This is a genomic window from Gordonia sp. 'Campus' (assembly GCF_022206305.1).
Taxonomy (GTDB): Bacteria; Actinomycetota; Actinomycetes; order Mycobacteriales; family Mycobacteriaceae; genus Gordonia.
The window spans coordinates 154462-177842 of the sequence record NZ_JAKOIW010000004.1; the positions used below are offsets into that span (position 1 = coordinate 154462).

General features: G+C 67.1%; 22 protein-coding genes and 2 tRNA genes. 11 read left to right on the forward strand and 13 right to left on the reverse strand.

Translation table 11 applies throughout. The annotated features are described in order from the left end of the window. Window positions 1-19: 19 nt before the first annotated feature. Both leuD and leuC read right to left on the reverse strand, forming a co-directional pair. Window positions 20-613, reverse strand: a complete 594-nt coding sequence (gene leuD, locus MAY35_RS06150) for a 3-isopropylmalate dehydratase small subunit (RefSeq protein WP_238419977.1) — start codon at window positions 611-613, stop codon at window positions 20-22. 157 nt (window positions 614-770) lie between these two features. Further along, complete coding sequence (leuC, locus tag MAY35_RS06155; RefSeq protein ID WP_238419978.1) at window positions 771-2207, reverse strand: 3-isopropylmalate dehydratase large subunit; 1437 nt, start codon at window positions 2205-2207, stop codon at window positions 771-773. 93 nt (window positions 2208-2300) lie between these two features. Between leuC and MAY35_RS06160 the strand changes: the two genes are divergently transcribed. Both MAY35_RS06160 and MAY35_RS06165 read left to right on the forward strand, forming a co-directional pair. Then, on the forward strand, window positions 2301-3035 hold the full coding sequence (locus MAY35_RS06160) for an IclR family transcriptional regulator (RefSeq protein ID WP_238419979.1): 735 nt from the start codon (window positions 2301-2303) through the stop codon (window positions 3033-3035). An 81-nt stretch (window positions 3036-3116) separates the two neighbouring features. After that, a complete protein-coding gene (locus tag MAY35_RS06165) occupies window positions 3117-3614 on the forward strand; it encodes a PPOX class F420-dependent oxidoreductase (RefSeq protein ID WP_238419980.1) in 498 nt (165 codons plus the stop codon). Window positions 3615-3715: 101 nt separating this feature from the next. On the opposite strand, the gene MAY35_RS06170 is transcribed toward MAY35_RS06165, so the two are convergent. The 5 genes from MAY35_RS06170 to MAY35_RS06190 all read right to left on the reverse strand — a co-directional run bounded on the left by MAY35_RS06170 (window position 3716) and on the right by MAY35_RS06190 (window position 7152). Beyond that, window positions 3716-3788, reverse strand: a tRNA-Glu gene (locus tag MAY35_RS06170). Between the two features lie 54 nt (window positions 3789-3842). After that, window positions 3843-3914: transfer RNA gene (locus MAY35_RS06175), tRNA-Gln, on the reverse strand. Window positions 3915-3991: 77 nt separating this feature from the next. Continuing rightward, on the reverse strand, window positions 3992-5479 hold the full coding sequence (gene gltX, locus MAY35_RS06180) for a glutamate--tRNA ligase (RefSeq protein ID WP_238419982.1): 1488 nt from the start codon (window positions 5477-5479) through the stop codon (window positions 3992-3994). Between the two features lie 81 nt (window positions 5480-5560). After that, entirely contained in the window at window positions 5561-6385 is an 825-nt protein-coding gene (locus tag MAY35_RS06185) for an alpha/beta fold hydrolase (protein ID WP_238419983.1), read from the reverse strand. Continuing rightward, window positions 6382-7152, reverse strand: a complete 771-nt coding sequence (locus MAY35_RS06190; protein ID WP_238419984.1) for a fumarylacetoacetate hydrolase family protein — start codon at window positions 7150-7152, stop codon at window positions 6382-6384. The genes MAY35_RS06185 and MAY35_RS06190 overlap by 4 nt, the downstream gene beginning before the upstream one ends. Before the next feature lie 151 nt (window positions 7153-7303). On the opposite strand from MAY35_RS06190, the gene MAY35_RS06195 reads away from it, so the two are divergent. Further along, window positions 7304-8533 (forward strand): MFS transporter, encoded by a 1230-nt coding sequence (locus tag MAY35_RS06195; RefSeq protein WP_238419985.1) that lies wholly within the window; start codon window positions 7304-7306, stop codon window positions 8531-8533. 94 nt (window positions 8534-8627) lie between these two features. Here the strand turns inward: MAY35_RS06195 and MAY35_RS06200 are convergent, their stop codons facing one another. Beyond that, window positions 8628-9635, reverse strand: a complete 1008-nt coding sequence (locus MAY35_RS06200) for a 3-isopropylmalate dehydrogenase (RefSeq protein ID WP_238419986.1) — start codon at window positions 9633-9635, stop codon at window positions 8628-8630. Further along, entirely contained in the window at window positions 9632-11227 is a 1596-nt protein-coding gene (gene serA / locus MAY35_RS06205; protein ID WP_238420170.1) for a phosphoglycerate dehydrogenase, read from the reverse strand. The genes MAY35_RS06200 and serA overlap by 4 nt, the downstream gene beginning before the upstream one ends. Window positions 11228-11555: 328 nt before the next feature. Between serA and MAY35_RS06210 the strand changes: the two genes are divergently transcribed. Then, the gene (locus tag MAY35_RS06210; RefSeq protein WP_238419987.1) at window positions 11556-12221 is read left to right on the forward strand and encodes a S1 family peptidase; all 666 of its coding nucleotides are present in this window, start codon (window positions 11556-11558) and stop codon (window positions 12219-12221) included. A 103-nt stretch (window positions 12222-12324) separates the two neighbouring features. Here the strand turns inward: MAY35_RS06210 and MAY35_RS06215 are convergent, their stop codons facing one another. After that, window positions 12325-13407 carry a LacI family DNA-binding transcriptional regulator gene (locus MAY35_RS06215; protein WP_374237927.1) on the reverse strand — a complete coding sequence of 361 codons (1083 nt, stop codon included), beginning with the start codon at window positions 13405-13407 and terminating at the stop codon, window positions 12325-12327. 197 nt (window positions 13408-13604) lie between these two features. Between MAY35_RS06215 and MAY35_RS06220 the strand changes: the two genes are divergently transcribed. The 6 genes from MAY35_RS06220 (at window position 13605) to MAY35_RS06245 (ending at window position 18851) form a co-directional block, all read left to right on the forward strand. Continuing rightward, window positions 13605-14705, forward strand: coding sequence for an asparaginase (locus MAY35_RS06220; protein WP_238419990.1), 1101 nt, complete (start codon window positions 13605-13607; stop codon window positions 14703-14705). A 3-nt stretch (window positions 14706-14708) separates the two neighbouring features. Next, window positions 14709-15587, forward strand: coding sequence for a polysaccharide deacetylase (locus tag MAY35_RS06225; protein WP_238419991.1), 879 nt, complete (start codon window positions 14709-14711; stop codon window positions 15585-15587). Between the two features lie 99 nt (window positions 15588-15686). Next, the gene (locus MAY35_RS06230; RefSeq protein WP_238419992.1) at window positions 15687-17063 is read left to right on the forward strand and encodes an MFS transporter; all 1377 of its coding nucleotides are present in this window, start codon (window positions 15687-15689) and stop codon (window positions 17061-17063) included. Next, complete coding sequence (locus MAY35_RS06235) at window positions 17060-17824, forward strand: SDR family NAD(P)-dependent oxidoreductase (protein ID WP_238419993.1); 765 nt, start codon at window positions 17060-17062, stop codon at window positions 17822-17824. The genes MAY35_RS06230 and MAY35_RS06235 overlap by 4 nt, the downstream gene beginning before the upstream one ends. Window positions 17825-17850: 26 nt before the next feature. Beyond that, entirely contained in the window at window positions 17851-18588 is a 738-nt protein-coding gene (locus MAY35_RS06240; protein ID WP_238419994.1) for an SDR family NAD(P)-dependent oxidoreductase, read from the forward strand. 47 nt (window positions 18589-18635) lie between these two features. After that, window positions 18636-18851 (forward strand): hypothetical protein, encoded by a 216-nt coding sequence (locus tag MAY35_RS06245; protein ID WP_238419995.1) that lies wholly within the window; start codon window positions 18636-18638, stop codon window positions 18849-18851. 93 nt (window positions 18852-18944) lie between these two features. Here MAY35_RS06245 and ilvC read toward each other — a convergent pair whose 3' ends face one another. The 3 genes from ilvC to MAY35_RS06260 all read right to left on the reverse strand — a co-directional run bounded on the left by ilvC (window position 18945) and on the right by MAY35_RS06260 (window position 22539). After that, window positions 18945-19958 (reverse strand): ketol-acid reductoisomerase, encoded by a 1014-nt coding sequence (ilvC, locus tag MAY35_RS06250; protein ID WP_058252140.1) that lies wholly within the window; start codon window positions 19956-19958, stop codon window positions 18945-18947. Window positions 19959-20074: 116 nt separating this feature from the next. Beyond that, a complete protein-coding gene (ilvN, locus tag MAY35_RS06255) occupies window positions 20075-20578 on the reverse strand; it encodes an acetolactate synthase small subunit (protein ID WP_004019305.1) in 504 nt (167 codons plus the stop codon). After that, window positions 20575-22539: an acetolactate synthase large subunit gene (locus tag MAY35_RS06260; RefSeq protein ID WP_238419996.1), complete on the reverse strand. Its 1965-nt coding sequence runs from the start codon at window positions 22537-22539 to the stop codon at window positions 20575-20577. Before MAY35_RS06260 ends, ilvN begins: the two co-directional genes overlap by 4 nt. 357 nt (window positions 22540-22896) lie before the next feature. Here MAY35_RS06260 and MAY35_RS06265 point away from each other — a divergent pair, with 357 nt between their 5' ends. Further along, window positions 22897-23361 carry a PH domain-containing protein gene (locus MAY35_RS06265; RefSeq protein WP_238419997.1) on the forward strand — a complete coding sequence of 155 codons (465 nt, stop codon included), beginning with the start codon at window positions 22897-22899 and terminating at the stop codon, window positions 23359-23361. The last annotated feature ends 20 nt before the right edge of the window (window positions 23362-23381 follow it).

A 23381-nucleotide genomic window follows, 5' to 3' on the forward strand; every position in this document is an offset into this window, starting at 1 on the left:
CCGGCGGTGCGGGCGCGGATCAGTCGGCGAGGGTCCTCGGCTTGAACGCCGGGCGCGTCGATTCGTACTCGGAAATCGGCTCTACCTGGCGCAACGTCAGGCCGATGTCGTCGAGACCCTCCATCAGGCGCCAGCGGGTGTAGTCATCAATTGTTAACGGCACCACGAGGTCTCCGGCAGTGACCGTCTTGTCGACGAGGCTGACCGTCACTTCCAGTCCCGGATTCTCGTCGAGTCGTTTCCACAACAGTTCGACGTCGGGCTGCTCCACCTGAGCCGCCACGAGTCCGGCCTTGCCGGAGTTGCCCCGGAAGATGTCGGCGAAGCGCGACGAGATCACCACGCGGAAACCGAAATCGGACAGTGCCCACACGGCGTGCTCGCGCGACGAGCCCGTTCCGAAGTCGGGCCCGGCGACGAGGACCGAGCCGCGGCTCCACGGTTCGTTGTTCAGGATGAAGTCCGGATCGGTGCGCCAGCCGGCGAACAGACCGTCCTCAAACCCGGTGCGTGTCACGCGCTTCAGGTAGACCGCCGGGATGATCTGGTCGGTGTCGACGTTGCTGCGGCGCAACGGGACGCCGATGCCGGTGTGTTCGGTGAACGGTTGCATGAGAAGAGCCCCTGTTCGAATGATGGTTGGGAGATGGTCGGGATGCGCCACCGCACGTCGGTGTCGTCGTCGGTGTGCGGCGGCACAACGCTTGCCGGTCAGACTGTTTGGCCGACACTCGAATGGTTGTACGGCGTAACTGTCTCGCGGCTGTGATTCAACCGAGATCGGCCGGCGCGGACAACGTGCCGCGGACGGCCGTCGCGGCGGCCACCGCAGGCGACACGAGGTGGGTGCGGCCACCCTTGCCCTGTCGCCCTTCGAAGTTGCGGTTCGACGTCGACGCGCACCGCTCACCCGGCGCGAGCTGATCGGGGTTCATGCCCAGGCACATGGAGCACCCCGCCTGGCGCCACTCGGCACCGGCGCCGACGAAGATCTCGCCGAGACCTTCTTCCTCGGCCTGCGCACGCACCCGCATCGAACCGGGCACGATGAGCATCCGCATCCCGTCCGCGACCTTGCGTCCCTTGAGGATGCCCGCGACCTCGCGCAGATCCTCGATGCGGCCGTTGGTGCACGATCCGACGAACACGGTGTCGACCTTGATGTCGCGCAGCGGAGTACCCGGCTCGAGTCCCATGTATTCCAACGCCTTGGCGGCTGCGCCGCTCTTGACCTCGTCGCCGTACTCGGCCGGGTCGGGCACCGCGGCACCGAGCGGCGCCCCTTGCCCCGGGTTGGTCCCCCATGTGACGAACGGCGTGAGCGCGGCAGCGTCGATGTGCACCTCGGCGTCGAACGTCGCGTCGGGATCGGTCCGCAGACTGTCCCAATAGGCCACGGCGGCATCCCAATCGGCACCAGACGGCGCGTGGGGACGCCCCTTGAGGAACTCATAGGTGATCTCGTCGGGCGCGATCATGCCCGCCCGCGCGCCGGCCTCGATCGACATGTTGCAGATCGTCATCCGGGCTTCCATGGACAACTTGCGTATTGCTTCGCCGCGGTACTCGAGTACGTATCCCTGCCCGCCGCCGGTCCCGATCTCGGCGATGATCGCCAGGATCAGGTCCTTGCTCGTGACACCCGGGGGCAACTCGCCGTCGACGTTGATCGCCATCGTCTTGAAGGGACGCAGCGACAGGGTCTGCGTCGCGAGGACATGCTCGACCTCGCTGGTTCCGATGCCCATCGCGATGGCGCCGAACGCGCCATGGGTGGAGGTGTGGCTGTCGCCACAGACCACGGTCATGCCGGGCTGGGTCAGGCCGAGCTGCGGACCTACGACATGGACGATGCCCTGCTCGGTGTCCCCCATGGGGTGCAGCCGGATACCGAATTCCGCACAGTTGTTGCGGAGGGTGTCGACCTGCGTCCGGGAGACCGGATCGGCGATGGGCTTGTCGATGTCGACGGTGGGGACGTTGTGGTCCTCGGTCGCGATGGTGAGGTCGGGGCGACGCACCGGACGGCCGGCGAGGCGCAGACCTTCGAAGGCCTGCGGACTGGTGACCTCGTGCACGAGGTGGAGGTCGATGTAGATCAGGTCGGGATCATGCGTTCCCGACGCGTCGGCCTCTCCGGGTACGACGACGTGGTCGCGCCACACCTTCTCGGCGAGAGTTAGCGGCTGGGCTGGGCTGTTGCTCATGGCTGCACTCGATATCTGCTCGGGTTCAACGGACGGTGCACGCCGGGCGGGGCTTGACGTGCATCTCACTATTTGGACAGCTAGTATCGTCCTATGGGAAAGGATAGCGCATCCGGGGTCAGCAGCGGAATCGGAGTGCTCGACAAATCCGTGGCCGTGCTGCACGCCATCGCCGAGACGCCGTGCAACCTGTCCGAGCTGTGCGATCGAACGGGTCTGCCCCGCGCGACGGCACACCGCCTCGCGGTCGGGCTCGAGACCCACCGCTTCCTCACCCGCGACGTCACCGGACGCTGGCAACCCGGTCCCGTCCTCGGCGAACTCGCCTCGTCGGCACACGATCCCGTCACCGAATCGGCACTCATGGTCCTCCCCCGGCTCCGCGACATCACCGGCGAGTCCGTCCAGGTCTATCGCCGGGAAGGCGCCGAGCGCGTCTGCGTGGCCGCGATGGAACCACCGACCGGACTGCGCGACACCGTCCCCGTCGGTACGCGTTTCCCCATGAGCGCCGGGTCGGCGGCCAAGGTCCTGCTCGCCTGGGCCGACCCCGCCACCCAGCGTGCCCTGTTGCACGACAGCATCTTCAGCGAGCGCGCCCTGCACGAGATCCGACGCCGCGGTTGGGCGCAGAGCGCCGGCGAGCGGGCCGCGGGCGTGGCGAGCGTGTCCGCACCGGTACGCGACGGCAACGGCGACGTCGTCGCCGCCATCTCCGTCTCCGGACCGATCGACCGGATGGGTCGCCGGCCCGGCGCACGGTGGGCAGCCGACCTGCTCGCCGCCGCCGACGCGATCCACAAGCGACTACAGGCATCACGGGTGTGAGTTCCGGTTCCGTCGACGACACCAGAGCCGTTGCACGACGGATCGTTCCGCCCGTGCGCGTCGTCGACTAGCGTCGGAGAAATGGGAGTCAATCAACGCAACCAGATCGTCATGTCCGAGGCCGAGATCGCCGAGTTCGTCAGCCGCAGCCGGACGGCCACCCTCGCCACCACCGGCCCGGATGGGAGCATCCACCTCGTCGCGATGTGGTACGGCGTCATCGATGGCGAGATCTGGTTCGAGACCAAGGCCAAGTCACAGAAGGCCGTCAACCTCCGGCGCAACAGCCGCTGCTCGGTCATGATCGAGGACGGCGACACCTACGACACGCTTCGCGGCGTGACCTTCGAGGGCACCGCGGAGATCCTGGACGATGCGGACTCATGCCTGAAGGTCGGCATCAGCGTCTGGGAGCGCTACACGGCCCCCTACACCGAGGAGTCGCGTCCATTCGTCGAGCAGATGATGAACAAGCGCGTAGCCGTCCGGGTCGTGGCGTCCCGCACGCGGTCCTGGGACCATCGCAAGCTCGGCATCCCGGAGATGCCGGCGTCCGGGAGCACCGCCGAGTTCCTGTGACCGACACGTCCATGTGACCGGGATGTCGATGTGACACCGAAGTGATTGCGGCACAAACGAAAACACCCTCCCCCTGCTGTGCAGAGGGAGGGTGTTTCTCGTAGCCCCGACGGGATTCGAACCCGCGCTACCGCCTTGAGAGGGCGGCGTCCTAGGCCGCTAGACGACGGGGCCCTGGGAACTTCCGGCGATCAAGACCTTAGCACGATCTCGATCTCTTTCTGTCCGCTGGGGTACCAGGACTCGAACCTAGAATGGCGGTACCAGAAACCGCTGTGTTGCCAATTACACCATACCCCACTGGCTTGGTTTTCCTTGCGGAAAACTGCCGAGAAAGAGAGTATCAAAGGGTAACCGGAAGTCCACAAACGTGCAGCTCAGGACTGGTTTTCGGCCGCGATACCGCGGGCGGCGCCCAGTCGCGCGAGCGTCTTGTCGCGGCCCAGGATCTCCATCGATTCGAACAGCGGCGGACTGATCTGCGATCCCGTCACGGCGACGCGTACCGGACCGAACGCCTTACGCGGTTTGAGCCCCAGATCGTCCACCAGGGCGGCGTTCAGCGCGTCCTGCAGTGCGGCCGTGGTGAAGGAGTCGAGGGCCTCGACGGCCGCGATGGTCGCGTCGAGCACCGGCACCGCGTCCGCGCCCAGGTTCTTGCTCGCCGCCTTCTCGTCGATCGCGAAGTCCTCGTCGGCGACATAGACGAACGCGATCAGGTCCCACGCGTCGCCGAGGACCTGGATGCGCGTCTGTACCAGCTCTGCCAGAGCAGCGAAGGTCCCGTCGTCGGCAGTGTCGGCGAGCTTGCCCTGCGTAACGAGGTACGACTTCAGTCGCGCGGTGAAGTCACCGAGCTCCAGGCGTCGGATGTGCTCGGCGTTGATGGCGTCGGCCTTCTTCTGGTCGAACCGCGCGGGATTGGAATTGACCTGTCGCACATCGAAAGCCGCGATCATCTCGTCGAGGCTGAACACGTCGACATCGCTCTTGTAACCCCAGCCGAGCAGCGCGAGGTAGTTGAGCAGTCCCTCTGGGATGAAGCCGCGGTCCCGGTGATGGAAGAGGTTGGATTGCGGGTCGCGCTTCGACAGCTTCTTGTTGCCCTCCCCCATCACGAACGGGAGATGACCGAAGGCAGGCACCGCGTCGGCGACGCCGATGCGGATGAGCGCGTCGTACAGCGCGAGCTGGCGCGGGGTCGAGGAGAAGAGATCCTCCCCACGCAGTACGTGGGTGATCTTCATCATGGCGTCGTCGACGGGGTTGACCAGCGTGTAGAGCGGATCGCCCGAGGCTCGCGTTAGGGCGAAGTCGGGAACGGTGCCCGCCTTGATGGTCGTCTCACCGCGGACGAGGTCGTTCCATGTGATGTCGGTGTCCGGCATACGCAGTCGGACAACGGGTTTACGGCCCTCTGCCACGTAGGCGGCGCGCTGCTCGGGGGTGAGGTCACGATCGAAGTTGTCGTAGCCGAGTTTCGGGTCGCGCCCGGCGGCGCGGTGACGGGCCTCGACCTCCTCCGGGGTGGAGAAGGCCTCGTAGGCCTCCCCCGCCTCGAGCAACCGGGCGACGACGTCGGCGTGGAGGTCCCGCCGCTGCGACTGGCGGTAGGGCCCGTAGGGTCCACCGACCTCGGGTCCCTCGTCCCAGTCCAACCCGAGCCAGCGCAGGGCGTCGAGGATGGCCGCATACGACTCCTCGCTGTCGCGCGCGGCGTCAGTGTCCTCGATGCGGAAGACGAATGTGCCACCGTCGTGACGGGCCTGGGCGAAGTTGAAGAGCGCGGTCCGCACGAGTCCCACGTGCGGCGTCCCCGTCGGAGACGGACAGAATCGGACGCGCACACCCTCAGTACTGGTCATGAGGCTCAGGGTATCGAAGCCGCCACGAGCTCCGCTCCGTCGGTCGCGACGGTACGCCCGACACGCCCGACACGCCCGATCTCAGCCCCGGTGACGCTCGCAGAAGTCGACGAGCACCCGGTTCACCTCGGCCGGTTGCTCGAGATAGCCGAAATGTCCGGCCCGCTCGATCTCGATGTACTGCGCGCCCGGAATGGCCTCGGCGACTTCGCGCGCCAACTTCGCGGGCAGGGTCCGGTCGTCGGCGAATCCGACGACCAGGGCGGGCCGGGTGATACCGCGATAGGCGGCGAGCCGGTTGGATTCCTTGTTGTGCAGTTCGAGCTGCGCGCGGACACCCGGGGTGATGGTCTGCGGGGAGAACCCGATGATGTCGAGCCAGTCGCGTGCGGTGCGGTCGTCGTCGAGGGTGTGCGGCGACAGGTTCAGATGCGCGGTGATCGCGGCCTCGTACTCGGGCGGCAACGTGATCTTGTTGTCGTACAGCGCCCGCTCTCCGGCCGAGATCGCTTCCTGCAGTGGGGTGTTGCGACCATAGGTCGCGACCATCACCGCCGCCTTCACCACGTCGGGCCGCGCCAACGCCAACTCCTGGGTGATCCGGGCGCCGAGCGAGGTACCGATCACGATCGCCGGGCCGCGACCCAGGTGCTCGATCAGGGCGGCGGTATCGGCGACCATGTCGTCGAGCGTGAAGCCCTCGGCACACTCCGACGACGGGGCGACACCACGGTTGTCGAAGGTCACGACGGTGAAGCCGGCCTTCACCAGGGCCGGTTCCTGGTGGGCCTTCCACACCCGTCCCGGACTTCCGGTCCCCATCACCATGACCACCAGCGGGCCGGATCCGGCGACGCTGTAGGAGATGTCGATGCCGTTGACCCGTGCTGTGCTCGGAGCTGTCACTTGTCCACCACCGGATTGGAGAGAGTGCCGATACCGTCGACCGTCACCGACACGCGTTGACCGGCGACCATGGGCCCCACCCCTTCCGGGGTGCCCGTCAGGATGACGTCGCCCGGCAGCAACGTCATCACGCGGGAGATCCATTCGATGATCTCCCCGACGTCGTGCAGCATCAGCGACGTACGGGTGCGTTGCTTGACCTCACCGTCGAGCTCGGTCACGAGTTCGACATCGGAGGGATCGAAGGTCGTCTCGATCCAGGGGCCCAGGGGGCAGAACGTGTCGTAGCTCTTGCCCCGTGTCCATTGACCGTCCGCCTGCTGGTGGTCTCGCGCGGTCACATCGTTGGCGACCGTGTAACCGAGGATGACGTCCTTGGCCTGTGCCGCGGACACGTCCTTGCAGGGTCGTCCGATGACCACCGCCAGCTCGCCCTCGTAGTCGACTCGTTGCGACGACGGAGGCCGCACGATCGGGATCTCGGGTCCGACGATCGAGGTGTTGGGCTTGAGGAAGATCACCGGATCGGCGGGCGCCTCGCCGCCCATCTCGGCCGCGTGGGCGGCGTAGTTCTTGCCGATACAGATCACCTTGCTGGCCAGAATGGGCGCCAGCACCCGTACATCGGCCAGTTTCCAGGATCGGCCGGTGAACGTCGGGGTGCCGAACGGATGCTCGGCGATCTCCTTGACGACGGTGTCGTCACCATCCCCCTCGACGGACACGAAGGCCACTCCGTCGGGACTCGCAATTCGACCTAAGCGCATGTTCCAAACCCTAGCGCACGGCCGATCTCACCCGTTGGGAGCCGAGTTGGCCGGACGCCTCGGCGGTTTTAGAATGTGGAAGAATCGTTTCACATATTGAGACCCGCCCGATCTGCGCCGTATTGCGCTGAGAGCCGAGAAGGGAGCATTCATGGATGCCGTCGACGACATCTCCACCGCCAGAAGGTGGCTCATCCTCGGCTGCTCGCTCCTCGCCGCACTCACGACGACCTCGGTGGTCAGCGGTGTCGCGTACCTGATCCCGTCGCTGCACACCGACGCCGGGCTGACACTGACCCAGGCATCGACCCTGGCCGCCGTCCCGACGGTCGGATTGATGGCCGCGACGTTCCCCTGGGGAATCCTGTTGGACCGCTACGGCGAACGTCGCATCCTGCTGGTGTCGCTGACGATCACGCTCGCCGGAGCCGGCGCCGCCGCGGTCGCGGCATCCGTCGCCGCGTCGTATGTCGTGGTCGGTGGCGCACTTCTGATCGGCGGGCTGGGTTCCGGTGCGGCCAACGGGGCCAGCGGACGGATTGTCGTGGGCTGGTTCCCGGCTCATCAGCGCGGCACCGCGATGGGAATCCGACAGATGGCCCAACCCCTGGGCATCGGCGTCTGCGCGCTCACCATGCCGGTGGTCGCGGCGAGCCACGGACCTGCTGCGGCACTGGCGATCCCGGCCGTCGTGACCGCGGCCGGACTCGTCGCGGTGATCGTCGGCATCACCGACCCGCCGCGCCGGGGGGCCGCCGAACGGATCGGCGAGACCGTCGCGCCACGCCCTAATCCCTACCGCGGCAACTCATTCCTGGCCCGTGTCCACCTCGTCAGCATGCTCCTGGTGATCCCCCAGTCCATGCTCTGGACCTTCGTGCCCACCTGGCTCATCGTGGCGCACGGATGGTCCCCGGCCGGTGCGGGACTGTTGATCACCGTCACTCAGGTGACCGGCGCGCTGGGCCGCATCGTCGCGGGACGCTGGTCGGATGCCTGGATGTCGAGGATGCGACCGATCCGGATCATCGCCGTGGCCGGCGTGGCCTCGATGTTCGCTCTCGCACTTGCCGATTGGCTGGACAGCCCGTGGGCGCCGGCCCTGATGGCGGTCGCGACGGTGATCTCGGTCGCCGACAACGGGCTGGCGTTCACGGCGATCGCCGAGTTCGTGGGACCCGATTGGAGCGGGCGTGGCCTCGCCGTACAGAACACCGGGCAGCACCTGGTGGTCGCCGCCACCACGCCGCTGCTGGGCGCGCTCATCGCCGCCGTGGGGTTCCCCCTGGCGTTCGCCGTCACCGCACTCGCTCCCCTCGCAGCCGCGCCGTTCGTGCCCCGCGACCGGGCGCGGGAACCCGGCGAGTTGATGGACGCCTGAATCCACCGCGAATGGACAGACCCGCCAGCGGATCGGTGGCGGGTCTGTCCATTGATTGTGCTGTTGCCTGCCGCGAGGCGGTCTCGGGTTCGGACTACAGACGCTCGCGGATGCGCGTGCCGATCTCCGAGGTGCTGAACGTTCCGTCCCGCTCGGCGAGATCCTCGGCGACCGCCTTCTCGATGCGCGCGGCGGCCTCGGTGTCGCCGAGATGCTCGAGCAGAAGTGCGGTCGACAGGATCGCGGCCGTGGGGTCGGCCTTGCCCTGCCCGGCGATGTCGGGTGCGGAGCCGTGGACGGGCTCGAACATCGACGGATTGGCACCGGTGGCATCGATGTTGCCCGACGCGGCCAGCCCGATGCCTCCGCTCACCGCGGCCGCGATGTCGGTGATGATGTCGCCGAACAGGTTGTCGGTGACGATGACGTCGAAGCGGCCCGGGTCGGTGACCAGGTAGATCGTCGCCGCGTCCACGTGGCAGTAATCGGTGGCGACGTCGGGGAATTCGGCGCCGATCTCCGCGACGGCCCGGCTCCACATCGAGCCGGCGAACGTCAGGACGTTGGTCTTGTGGACCAGCGTCAACTTCTTGCGACGCTGCTGGGCGCGATGAAAGGCGTTGCGCACCACGCGTTCCACGCCGAAACGGGTGTTGACGCTGACCTCGGTGGCGACCTCGTGGGGCGTACCGACGCGGATCGCGCCACCGTTACCCGTGTACGGGCCCTCGGTCCCCTCGCGCACCACGACGAAATCGATGTCGGGATCGCCGGCGAGCGGCGAGGAGACACCGGGAAAACGACGCGACGGGCGCAGGTTGACGTGATGGTCGAGAGCGAAACGCATCGTGAGCAGCAGGCCGCGCTCGAGAACACCCGAGGGCACCGACGGATCGCCGATCGCTCCCAACAGGATTGCGTCGTGGCGTCGGAGCGACTCGAGGTCGTCCTCGGTGAGGAGCTCACCGTTGCGGTGATAACGACGAGCTCCCAGGTCGAATTCGGTGGTGCTCACCGACGGGACGACGGCGTCGAGGACTTGCAGCGCCTCCCCGATGACCTCGGGACCGATGCCGTCGCCGGCGATGACAGCGAGCTTCATGCGAGGTCGACCTGTTCGATCAGGGTCGCGCTCACGGCCTCGCCGATCGCCGCGACGGTCTCGTCGTCGAGCACGCTGCTCACGCGCAGCATCATGGTGGCGCCGCCGCCCTCGGCGTCCTGCGACAGACCGGCCGCGAGGATGTCGATACCGGCGTTGCCCAGCAGGGTTCCGATCCGGCCGAGCGAACCGGGCTGGTCGGCGTAGCTGACGATGAGGTTGTGTCCCTCGGCGCGGAGGTCGAAGTTCCGGCCGTTGATGTTGACGATCTTCTCCACCAGGCGCGGACCCGACAGGGTGCCCGACACGTTGTGGGTCGATCCGTCGGCGAACACGGCCTTCACATCGACCACGCTGCGGTGGTTGGGACTCTCCGACGCGGTCGTGACCTCACTGGTGACGCCGCGGCCCTCCGCGACAGCCGGTGCGTTGACGAAGGTGACCGGCTCGTCGAGCACGGCCGAGAACAGACCGCGCAGGGCCGAGAGGCCCAGCACCTCGACGTTGTTGGCAGCCAGCTCACCGCGGACGTCGACGACGAGCGAGGTCGGCGGCTCCTTGCTGATCGCACCGAGCAGGACGCCCGCCTTGCGCGCGACCTCGAGCCACGGCGCGACCTCTTCGTCGACGGCACCGCCGGTGATGTTGACGGCGTCCGGCACGAAGTGACCGGCCAGGGCCAGGCGGACGCTCTTCGCGACGTCGGTGCCGGCGCGATCCTGCGCTTCGCTCGTCGATGCGCCCAGGTGCGGGGTCACGACGACCTGCGGGAGGTCGAACAGCGGGGAGTCGGTGCACGGCTCGGTCGCGAAGACGTCGAGACCGGCGGCACGCACCTGCCCGGAGGAGATGGCATCCGCGAGTGCCTGCTCGTCGATGAGCCCACCGCGCGCGGCATTCACGATGACCACGCCCTTCTTGGTGCGGGCAAGCTGATCGGCACCGATGAGGCCCAGGGTTTCCGGGGTCTTCGGCAGGTGCACGGTGATGAAGTCGGCGCGCTCGAGGAGTTCGTCGAGCGAAACCAGCTCGATTCCCAGCTGGGCCGCGCGTGCAGGCGAGACGTAGGGGTCGTACGCGATGATGTGGGTCTCGAAGGCGGCCAGCCGTGCGGCCACGAGCTGGCCGATGCGACCGAGGCCGACGACGCCGACGGTCTTGTCGAAGATCTCCACACCGTTGAACGACGAACGCTTCCAGGTCTTCTCGCGAAGGGTCGCGTCTGCGGCGGGGATCTGACGGGATGCCGACATCAGCAGCGCGATGGCGTGCTCGGCGGCCGTGTGGATGTTCGAGGTCGGCGCGTTGACGACCATGACTCCGCGTTCGGTCGCGGCGGGCACGTCGACGTTGTCGAGACCCACGCCGGCGCGCGCGATGATCTTCAGCTTCTTGCCCGCGTCGAGGACCTCGGCGTCGACGGTCGTCGCGGAGCGTACGAGGATGGCGTCGGCGTCGACGACCGCCTCGAGCAGCTTGGGACGATCCGGGCCGTCGACCCATCGCACCTCGACACCGTCACCGAGTGCTTCCACGGTGGACGGCGCCAGCTTGTCGGCGATGAGTACAACCGGGCGGCCAGCAGAGCTCACAGTCATTTCTCCAGGTTCGGGGCGGGCGATTATCACCTACGACGGTGCGGAGCGCCGAAGACGACTCCGTACGACAGCTTAAAGGTGTGGTAGGTGGCGTCGAGCATGCGGTCTACCCCGAAACCGGAGGCTTGTCCGACGACCTGGGTAGAGTGTGATCGGCATTACGGTTCGACGGCACACCGGATCACAGAAGTGTTGCAAACCGACCGCGGGTCGATCCCGCCCGGACGTGGACGTCCCACCGGCCCGGTACGGTGTGCTTGCCGCCTGCTGCGATGTCCAGGCAGGCGTTTCGATGCCTTGAAACCCGAGAAGTGGAGTGCGGATGACGAAGAAGCTGACAGTGCTGTTGGCGGTTTTGGCTGCGACGGTGCTGGCCGGCTGGGGTGGGGGCGTCGCGGTCGCCGCGCCGGCGAAGATCTTCATCGGCGGCGGCTCGGGAATCCTGGTCCTCAAGGGTGGCAACTCGGCGGCAGCATGCACGCTGACCACGATCGGCCGGTCCAAGACCAACAAGCTGATCGGCGTGACCGCCGGACACTGCGGCAACCCGGGCCAGAAGGTGTACTCCGAGACCTTCCAGGACCGCGGTCAGGCCGGGACCATCACCTACTCCGCTCCCGATCTCGACATGGCGGTCATCGAGTTCGACGCGTCGCGCGTCGTGCCGCTGCGCACGGTGCGCGGTATCACGATCCGCTCGGTTGACACCGCTCCTCTCGCCTTCCCGACCATCGCCTGCAAGGAAGGCCGGACCACCGGCAACACCTGCGGCATCGCCTGGTTCTCCGACGGCGACGTGCACGTGAGTCAGATGTGCGTGATCGAGGGAGACTCGGGCAGTCCCGTGGTCGTGGGTGACCGCCTGGTGGGCATGGTCAACGCCTACTACTTCCTCGGATGCCTCGGCCCCGAGACCGGCACCAACATCCAGCCGATCCTCAAGCGCATCGGGTCCCTCGACGCCTACAAGGGATTCCGCGTGGCCTGACCGATCGCCACAGACAAACGACGACGCCCCGGGTTCACACCCGGGGCGTCGTCGTTTGTGTCGCCGTCGTATGTGTCGTCGTATGTGTTGCCGTCGTCTGGCCTCAGCCCTCGATGGACGAGGCGTTCGGGATCAGATCGTCGAGATCACCGGCGCGCGATGTACTGCTCGAGCGGACGATCAGCTCGGGCTCGAGGACGACAGATTCCGGGGTGCGTCCGGCGAGCACCTCCATCAGCAAACCGACCGCCCGTCTACCCATCTCGTGCATCGGCGAGCGGATCGTGGTGAGCGGGACGGCACCGCCGGCGGCGATCGGGGTGTCGTTGTAACCGACGAGCGCAACATCGTCGGGCACCCGGATGCCGCGGTCTCGCAGCGCGCCGAAGGCGCCGATGGCCGCGAAGTCGTTGGTCGCGAAGATCGCGTCGGGCACCGACCCGGTGGCGAGTAGGCGGTCGACGGCAGCCCGGCCACCGGCCGGGTCGAAGCCGGAATACACGATCCGGTCGTCCGGGATCTCGATTCCGTGGTCGGCGTATGTCGCGACGATGCCGTTGGTCCGGTCGCGCGCGGTCGAGGCGAATTCCCAGCCGGCGAGCACGGCGACATCTCGCCGCCCCGTCTCGATGAGGTGTTCGCCCACCAACCGACCGCCCTCGACATCGTTCACCGTCGCGGACGGGTAGTCTCCGGCCGTCCGCGACACGAGCGCGAATTTGATTCCCTGCGAATGGATCTCGTCGAGAAAGTGGTGATCGAGGTGTGCGTCGCCGTAGATCAGACCGTCGACGCGGCGATCGATCATCATGCGGGTACGGGCGCGCTGGTTCTCCGGCTTGTCCAGCGAGTTGGTCACGAAGGTCGACAGCCCCGATTCGTAGGCGGCCTCCTCGATCCCCTCGTAGATCGTCGCGAGCACGTAGTCCTGCAGACGGGGAACGAGCACGCCGATCAGCCCTGACCGACGCGTCCGCAGGCTCGACGCCTGGGGGTTCGGCGAGTAGTCGTGATCGGCGGCGAATGCGCGGATGCGCGCGACGGTGTCGGAGGACCCCCATCGCAGTGCGGCATCCCCGGGCGTGTTGAGGACACGGGACACCGTCGACGGACTCACGCCCAGCTCCGTGGCGATCATGCGAAGCGTCAGCGGCCCCCTGGCAGGCCGTTCGGCTGGCTGTCTCACGCCGCCCCTCTCTCGTCGGTGGCCACATCGTACCCAACCCATCGTGTTACGCCTTGGTTTACACAAACGTTTGGCGGAAGTTACACAAACGATTGCGCCAAACGTTTGGGCTGTGCTTCACTTCACTTCATGCACGTCACGCAGATCACAGATCGCCACGCCCGCCGGGGCGTCGGCGCCGGCCGGAGGGACCGCTGATGGCGCGGGTCGCGGTCATCGCCACCGGCGGCACCATCGCCTCCGAGGCGACCGACACAGGGGTCGTGGCCACCCAGACGGCCGAGCGGCTGGTACGCGGCATGGGACTCGACGACGTCGACGTCGAGACGCTCGATCTGATGACGGTCGGCTCCTATCGACTCACGCTCGGGCACCTACGCCGGATCAGCGACGCGGTGGCCGAACTCCTCGCCCGTTCCACCCGACCGATCGACGGGATCGTGATCACCCACGGCACGGACACGATGGAGGAGACCGCGGTGCTCCTCGACCTCGTCCACGACGATCCGCGTCCGGTGGTCCTGACCGGCGCGCAACGCGCCGGTGACACCACCGACGGCGACGGGCCGACGAACCTGGCCGATGCCGTGCGCGTGGCGGCGTCGGAGGCGGCGCGAGACCGAGGCGTCATGGTCGTCTTCGCCGGACGAATCGTCCCCGCTCGTGGCGCGCGGAAGATCCACACCACCGCCCTCGACGCATTCCGGTCGGTCGTCGCTCTCCCACTGGGAACCGTGCACGACGGCCACGTTCGCATCGGGTCGGCAGTGACGCGTCCGGCACCGCTGCCACGGCCGGACTCGTCCTTCGACCACACGCGCGTCGACCTCATCGACATCTATCCCGGCGCCGACGACGTGCTGGTTCGGGCCGCCGCACGCGCCGGGGCAGCCGGAATCGTGCTGGCCGGCACCGGGATCGGCAACGGAAACGCCGACATCGTCGCGGCTGCAGCCGAACTCGTCGATGACGGGGTCGCCCTCGTTCTCTCCACCCGCGTCCCGGCCGGACCCGTGCGCGGCGTCTACGGCAACGGCGGAGGCGCCGACCTCGTCGCCGCCGGCGTGCCACCCGCCTCCGGACTGCCCGCCACGCAGGTGCGAATACTGCTGGCGCTGTTGATCTCCACCGGACTCACCACGGCACGACCGCTGCCGGAACTGATCGCGACCTACGCCGACTCGACGTCGGCGTGCACGGCGAACGCCCACACCGGTGATCACCCCGACACAAACGATCACCCAGACATCAGCAATCACCCCGACATCAGCAATCACCCCGACATCAAGGAGGACTGAACAATGGCCAAAGAAATCTTCGTTGCCTTCGGCATCGACGTCGACGCGGTCGGCGGCTGGCTCGGCTCGTACGGTGGCGAGAACTCGCCCGGCGACATCTCGCGCGGCGTGTTCGCCGGCGAGGTCGGAGTGCCCCGGCTCAACAACCTGCTGGCGAAATACGATCTCCCGGCGACCTGGTTCTGGCCGGGCCACTCCATCGAGACCTTCCCCGAGCAGTTCGATCAGGTCGTCGCGGCGGGTCACGAGATCGGCCTCCATGGCTACAGCCACGAGAACCCGATCGCGATGACCCGCGAGCAGGAGTCCGAGATCCTCGACCACTGCATCGATCTCATCGGCAACCGAACGGGCAAGCGACCCACCGGTTACGTGGCACCGTGGTGGGAGTTCAGCAAGGTCACCAACGAACTCCTGGTCGAGCGCGGCATCACCTACGACCACTCGCTCATGCACCGCGACTTCGAACCGTACTACGTCCGGGTCGGCGACTCGTGGACGCCCATCGACTATGACAAACCCGCCTCGGAGTGGATGAAACCCCTTGTGCGCGGCGAAGAAACCGACCTGGTCGAGATCCCGGCGAGCTGGTACCTCGACGACCTGCCCCCGATGATGTTCATCAAGGGCAGCCCGAACAGCCACGGCTTCGTCAACCCACGGCACATCGAGGAGATGTGGCGCGACCAGTTCGACTGGGTCTACCGCGAAAGCGACTACGCGGTCTTCACTTTCACCATCCACCCCGATGTCTCCGGACGCCCGCAGGTGCTGTTGATGCTCGAACGACTCATCGAGCACATCAACACCCACGACGGCGTCCGCTGGGCGAACTTCGACACCATCGCCGAGGACTTCAAGAAGCGGTCCCCGCGCGGCTGAGCACCACCGCGCCCATTCCCCCTTCGCGTCAACCCCTCGACTCAACCCCCACCGCCTTACCCCCCACCGACTCAACCCTCTGAGCAAGAGAGCACAACCATGTCTCAACCCACCACACCCCCGACCGCGGGGCTGCGGCGCGTCACCGGCAAGGAGACCCGTCGCGCATCCGGAATCGCGTTCTTCGCGTGGACGATCGCGGTGTACGACTTCATCCTCTTCGGGACGTTGCTCCCGCGGATCGAGGAGTCGTTCGGCTGGACCACCAGTCACGCGCTCCTGGTCTCCACCCTCGTCAGCGTCGGCACCGCCATCGTGGTTCTCCTCGTGGGTCCCATGGTCGACAAGCTCGGACGCCGCAAGGGCATGATCATCTCCGTCGGCGGCACGGCTGCATCGTCGGCGGCCACCGCCGCGACATTCGGCGCGACATCGCTCATCGGAGTCCGCGCGATCAGCGGCCTGGGCCTCGCCGAACAGTCGGTCAACGCCACCTACCTCAACGAGCTCTACGAGCTCACCGAGGACGAGAAGATCAAGAAGCGTCGGGGCTTCGTCTACTCGATGGTCCAGACCGGCTGGCCCGCAGGCGCACTGCTCGCCGCCGGATTCGTCGCCGTCGTGACGGCGATCTTCGGCGCCGATTCCTGGCGAATCGCCTTCCTACTGGCCACCGTTCCGGCGGTCATCGTCGCGCTCGTGTGCCGCACCCTGAAGGAGAGCCCGCAGTTCGAGGCACAGCATGCGGTCAAGCAACTCCGTAAGGCCGGCAAGCACGAGGAGGCCGAAGCACTGGCCGCCGCGACCGCAACGGTCGAGCAGACCTCGGCTCCGTTCAAGCGGATCTTCACCGGCAAGCACCTGCGCAACACCGTCGTGTTGTCGCTGGCGTGGCTGTTCAACTGGTTCGCGATCCAGACCTTCTCGGTCCTCGGCACCACGGTGCTGGAGAAGGGCAAGGGAATCGACGCCTCGAGCACCCTGATCCTCGTGGTCCTGTCCAACCTCGTCGCGGTCGCGGGCTACCTCGCCCACGGCTGGGCGGGCGACCGTTTCGGCCGCCGCAACACGATTGCCGTCGGCTGGCTGCTGTCGGGCCTGTTCTTCGGCGCGATGCTGCTGGGACCGTCGGATCAGATCTTCGTTCTCGTCACATACATGATGGGGTTGTTCTTCCTCCTCGGCCCGTACGCCGCGATCATGTTCTTCCAGGCCGAGTGTTTCGACACCGATTGCCGCGCAACCGGAAGCGCGTTCATCGGCGCCATGTCCCAACCCGGTGCGATCATCTCGGGCTTCATCCTCACCGGTCTCACCGCCGCGTCGATCGGTTACTCGACGGCTGCTCTCTGGGTCGGCGCGCTCGGCGCCATCGCCTCGGCCGTGATCGTGCTCGGTGCCCGCAAAGTCGTCGACGCCCCGCCCCAGGCGGGCGTCCCCGCGGGTCCCACGACGACGGCGGGAGCCCAGGCATGAGCGATCCGAGTGTCGCGATGATCACCGGCGCCGCATCGGGTATCGGCGCGGCCACGGCTGTGTGCCTCGCCGAACGCGGTGTGCGCGTGGGAATCGGGACCTTCCCGGGCGATCCGCACGACCCCGAGTCGACGCTCCGGGACGTGCACGACGCCGGCGGCGAGGGGCGCATCGTCGAAGTGGATGTGCGTTCCACCGAGTCGGTGGATGCCTTCGCCGACGAACTCGTATCCGCCTGGGGCCGTGTCGACATCGCGGTGGCCAACGCGGGCATCCTGCGGGAGGCGTCGTTCGATTCGATCACCGACGTCCAGTGGCACGACATGATGGATGTCGACCTGCACGGGGTGATGCGCACGGCGCGTGCCGGCCTGCGCCACATGGGCGAAGGCGGCTCGGTGACGGTGATCTCGTCGATCGCCGGCGGCGTCTACGGCTGGCAGAACCACGCCCACTATGCGACAGCCAAAGCCGGGGTCGTCGGCCTGGCACGAAGTCTCGCCGTCGAGTACGGGCCCCGGGGCATCCGCGCCAACGCCATCATCCCCGGCCTCATCCGTACCCCGCAGTCCACCGATGCGGTCAACTCACTCGGACCGGAAGGGCTCGACCGCGCGGGCGACTACATCCCGTGGGGCCGAGTCGGACACCCCCGCGAGGTCGCCGAGGTCATCGCCTTCCTGTCGAGTCCTCAGGCGTCGTATGTCAGCGGTCAGGCGATCGTCGTCGACGGCGCCCTGACCACCGCCATGCGTGACTGAATGCACCATCCCGGAGAGGATCTGACATGACCGGACTGTTGGAGGGACGACGGGCGCTGGTGACCGGCGCTGCGTCGGGTATCGGACGCGCGATCGCCGCGGCCTACGTCGCCGAGGGAGCGGTGGTGACCCTCGCCGACCGCGATACACGGGTCGAGGAGGTGGCGGACGAGGTCGGCGCGCGCCGCGGTGTCGTCCTCGACGCGACGATCGAGACCGAAGTCGACGGGCTGGTGAACCAGATCGTCGACGACGACGGTGGACTCGACATCCTCGTGTGCTCGCACGGCATCCTCACCCAGTCGCCCACCGTGGACATGCCGACCGAGCTGTGGCGCGAGACCGTCGACATCGACCTGACGAGCGTCTTTCTGCTCAACCGTGCGGCGCTCCGGCCGATGCTCGCGCAAGGTGGCGGACGCATCATCAACGTGGCGTCTCAGTTGGCCATCAAAGGCGGTGTCTCGCTGGCTCATTACGCCGCGGCGAAGGCGGGCGTCATCGCGATGTCGAAGTCGATCGCGCTCGAGACGGCCGCGCAGGGCGTCCTGGTGAACGCGATCGCCCCCGGGCCCATCGACACGCCGATGGTCGACGGCATCGACGACGAGTGGAAGCGCAGCAAGCGTGCGGAGCTGCCGCTGGGCCGATTCGGACGACCCGAGGAGATCGCGCCGGTGGCAGTGCTTCTCGCCTCCGACCCGGGTGGCAATCTGTTCGTCGGGCAGGTACTCGGCCCCAACTCCGGCGACGTGATGCCCTGATGTGTGGGGGTTGCGCAGGGGCACCACCGGATTGGGCGGCCGAGTTCGTGAGCGGTCCGCGGCAGCGCGCCGCGGTCGCCACACGGATGATGCAGGTGTTGCGACGCGACACCGTCCGGGCGATCCCGTCGGGCTGGGTGATCAGCTCCCCCACCGGGTCGGCGGCGGTGTGCCGTACCTATGACGAGCTCGTCGCCGCGGTCTCGCGGCGGAGCGGAGTCGACGTCGCCGCCGTCCGGGAGCAGGGCCTGCCTCATCGGTGAACGACCCTCCTCTGTGATCGACCCCTCCGCGCCGGACCCCGATACGCACAGCGGGCCCGCACCTTTCGGTGCGGGCCCGCTTGTGGTTGTGACTCAGGCGGTCTCGGTGATCGGGCGATCGACCCAGCTCATGAGATCGCGCAGCTTCTTGCCGGTGACCTCGATCGGGTGCTCGGCGTTCTCCTTACGCAGACCCTCGAGCTCCTTGTTGCCACCCTCGACGTTGGCGACGAGGCGCTTGACGAAGGTGCCGTCCTGGATGTCGGTGAGGATGCCGCGCATGCGTTCCTTGGTGTCGGCGTCGATGACCCGCGGCCCCGACACGTAGCCACCGAACTCAGCGGTGTCGGAGACCGAGTAGTTCATGCGGGCGATTCCGCCCTCGTACATGAGGTCGACGATGAGCTTGAGCTCGTGCAGCACCTCGAAGTAGGCCATCTCCGGGGCGTAGCCCGCCTCGACCATGACCTCGAAGCCGGTCTTGACCAGTTCCTCGGTGCCACCGCAGAGCACGGCCTGCTCGCCGAAGAGGTCGGTCTCGGTCTCTTCCTTGAAGGTGGTCTTGATGATGCCGGCACGACCACCGCCGATGGCGCTGGCGTAGCTCAGCGCAAGCGCCTGGCCCTCGCCCTTGGGGTCCTGGTGGACGGCGATGAGGGCGGGAACGCCCTTGCCGTCGACGAACTGACGGCGCACGAGGTGGCCGGGGCCCTTCGGGGCGACCATCGCGACGGTCACGTTCTCCGGGGCCTTGATCAGACCGAAGTGGATGTTGAGACCGTGGCCGAAGAACAGTGCGTTGCCGTCCTGCAGGTTCGGCTCGATGTCCTCGGTGAAGATCTTCGCCTGCGAGGTGTCGGGTGCCAGCACCATGATCACGTCGGCCCATGCGGCGGCCTCGGACGCGGTCAGCACCTTCAGGCCCTGCTCCTCGGCCTTCGCCTTCGACTTCGAGCCCTCGCGAAGACCGATGACGACGTCGACGCCGGAGTCGCGCAGCGACAGCGAATGCGCATGGCCCTGGCTGCCGTAGCCGATCACCGCGACCTTGCGACCCTGGATGATCGACAGATCTGCGTCGTCGTCGTAGAACAGTTCGATGGCCACTATGTTTCCCTTCGATATGTGGTGACCCCGGCGAACTCTCCGAACGCCCGGGTTTCGTAATTCTCCTGTCGCTGCCGTCGGCGCTCAGTGGCGCACGGCGACAGCGGGATTCCTTGTCAGCGGTTGGCCGACATGCTCTTCGGTCCCCGACCGAGGGTCACCGCGCCGGATTGCGCGATCTCCCGGATTCCATACGGATCGAGCATCCGCAGAAGTGCTTCGAGTTTCTCCGACGTACCCGTCGCCTCGATGGTGAGCGATTCCGGCGACACGTCGATCACCTTGGCGCGGAAAAGGTTCACCACCTCGATGACCTCGGTGCGGACGGTGGAGTCCGACCGCACCTTGACCATCATGAGTTCGCGGGACACCGAGCTCCCCGGGTCCTGCTCGACGATCTTGATCACGTTGATCAGCTTGTTGAGCTGCTTGGTGACCTGCTCGAGCGGGAAATCCTCGACGGAGACCATGATCGTCATCCGCGAGATGCCCTTGAGTTCGGTGGGGCCGACGGCCAGCGACTCGATGTTGAAGCCGCGTCGCGAGAACAGCGCGGAGATGCGCGCCAGGACGCCCGGACGGTCTTCGACCAGGACGCTGAGGGTATGGGTGGTGCTCACTGCTCGTCCTTCTGGTTTGCGCGGTCGGCCGGTGCGTTCTCGACCGTCTGATGGCCGTCCATCGCCTGGTGGATCTCCACCGGACCCGACGCCGACTCGTCGTCGTCGAACAGCGGCCGGATGTCACGAGCGGCCATGATCTCGTCGTTGCCGGTGCCGGCGGCGACCATCGGCCACACCTGGGCGTCCTTGCCGACGATGAAGTCGATGACCACCGGACGGTCGTTGATCTCGCGCGCCTTCGCGATCACCTCGTCGACGTCCTCCTCGCGCTCGACGCGGAAAGCCACACAGCCCAGCGCCTCCGAGAGCTTGACGAAGTCCGGGATCATCCGCGAATGGGTCGACAGATCGGTGTTCGAGTAGCGCTCCTCGTAGAACAGCGTCTGCCACTGACGAACCATGCCCAGATTGCCGTTGTTGATCAGCGCCACCTTGATCGGGATGCCCTCGATCGCGCAGGTGGCGAGTTCCTGATTGGTCATCTGGAAGCAGCCGTCACCGTCGATCGCCCACACCTCGGCGGACGGGTCGGCGGCCTTGGCGCCCATCGCGGCGGGCACCGCGTAGCCCATCGTGCCCAGACCACCGGAGTTGAGCCAGGTGCGCGGCTTCTCGTAGGAGATGAACTGCGCCGCCCACATCTGGTGCTGACCGACGCCCGCGCAGTACACCGCGTCGGGCCCGGCCGCCTTGCCGAGCGCCTGGATGACGAACTCCGGGGACATCGAACCGTCGGTCTGACGGTCGTAGCTCAGCGGGTAGGTCTGGCGCAGGTTCGCCAGGTAGGACCACCACTGCGAGATGTCCGGGGTGGAGCCGCTCGTGGCCCGCTCGTCGCGCAGCGCCTCGGTCAGCTCGGCGATGACAGCCTTGCAGTCACCCACGATCGGGACATCGACCGGACGGTTCTTGCCGATCTCGGCGGGGTCGATGTCGGCGTGGATGACCTTCGCGCCGGGCGCGAACGACGACAGCTGGCCGGTCACCCGGTCGTCGAAGCGCGCACCCAGGGTGATCAGCAGGTCGCTGCGCTGCAGGCCGGCGACGGCGGCGACCGTCCCGTGCATGCCCGGCATGCCGAGGTGCAGGTCGTGACTGTCGGGGAAGGCACCCCGCGCCATCAGCGTGGTGACCACCGGGATGCCGGTCAGCTCGGCGAGTTCGAGCAGTTCGGCGGATGCGTTGGCCTTGATGACGCCGCCACCCACGTAGAGCACCGGCGACTTCGCGGCGTTGATGAGCCGAGCCGCCTCGCGGACCTGCTTGCCGTGCGGCTTGGTCACCGGGCGGTAGCCGGGCAGGTCGATCTGCGGCGGCCACGAGAAGGTGGTCTGCGACTGCAGGATGTCCTTCGGGATGTCGACCAGGACCGCGCCGGGGCGACCGCTCTCGGCGATGTGGAAGGCCTCGGCGATGGTCTTGGGGATGTCGATCGCGCGGCTGACCAGGAAGTTGTGCTTGGTGATCGGCATGGTGATACCGGAGATGTCGGCTTCCTGGAAGGCATCGGTGCCGATGAGCGCCCGGCCGACCTGACCGGTGATCGCGACGACGGGCACGGAGTCCATCTGGGCGTCTGCCAGCGGGGTCACCAGGTTGGTGGCGCCCGGACCGGACGTTGCCATCATGACGCCCGCACGGCCGGCGACCTGGGCGTAACCGGTCGCGGCGTGACCTGCGCCCTGTTCGTGGCGCACGAGCACGTGACGGACCCGCTGAGAATCGAGAAGCGGATCGTAGACAGGCAGGACCGCGCCTCCCGGAATACCGAAGACGACCTCGACACCGAGTTCCTCGAGCGAGCGGACCACGGACTGGGCGCCGCTGACGCGCTCGGGCGCGACCGTGTGCTGGGTTACCGCACGGAGGTTGCCCGCCGCCGGAGACTGCTGTCGCAATCCTGCGTTGCGCGTCGGCTCATTACGGCCGGCGTCGGTGCGTGCTGTTGGTGCGCTCACTGCACGATCCTCATCTTGGTTGTGGAATCCGATATCCGTGATGGAACTGCCTGGCATGAAAAAACCCCCGACAGCTTCAGCTGTTCGAGGGTGGCGCGTCGATGCCGGTTGGGGGTCTGCGAGGTGACCGGTCAGGCGAAGACGCGCCAGCCGATTACTACGAGGATCCCGTTCTGCATCACGCGTTCACGGTAGGACCGCGTGTAGTTCCGAGTCAAACTCCGGACCACTGTGTCTCACATCGTGGGAAACCACTGGTGATGCGCCGCGACGTGGCCCGATACGCCTCACCGGACCGTCGTGACCGGGCAGAACCCGTCGACGCATCGCGGCCCGAGGGGTTGGCACAATGGACATGTGCCGACAGAATCCCCCGACCCAGCCGACAAGTCGAACGACACGTCTGGGTCCGACGCCGACGACGCCGTGACCTTCGAGTACCCGGTGACGTTCCGTATCAACCGGGTCGCCTACTTCACGGTCCCGATGGTCGCGTTGGTGGTGTTGCTGCTGGTCGGTGCGTCGCTGTGGTTCGGTTTCGCGATCGTCATCCCGGTCCTGCTGTGGCTGTGGATCCATCGGCTCCGCACCGAGGTCACCGAGGACGGACTGCACACCGTGCGCATGTTCTCCACGACCGACATCGCATGGTCCGACATCGCCGGTCTGCAGTTCCCCAAGTGGAGCTCGGTGCGGGCGGTGCTGCAGGACGGCAGCCGTGTTCGGTTGCCCGCCATCGCATTCCGCGATCTTCCGGTCCTGTCCATCGTCAGCGCCGGCCGCATCCCGGACCCGTTCGAGGCAGCGCGCTCGGCCAAGTAGGTACCGACGCCCGGCTCGAC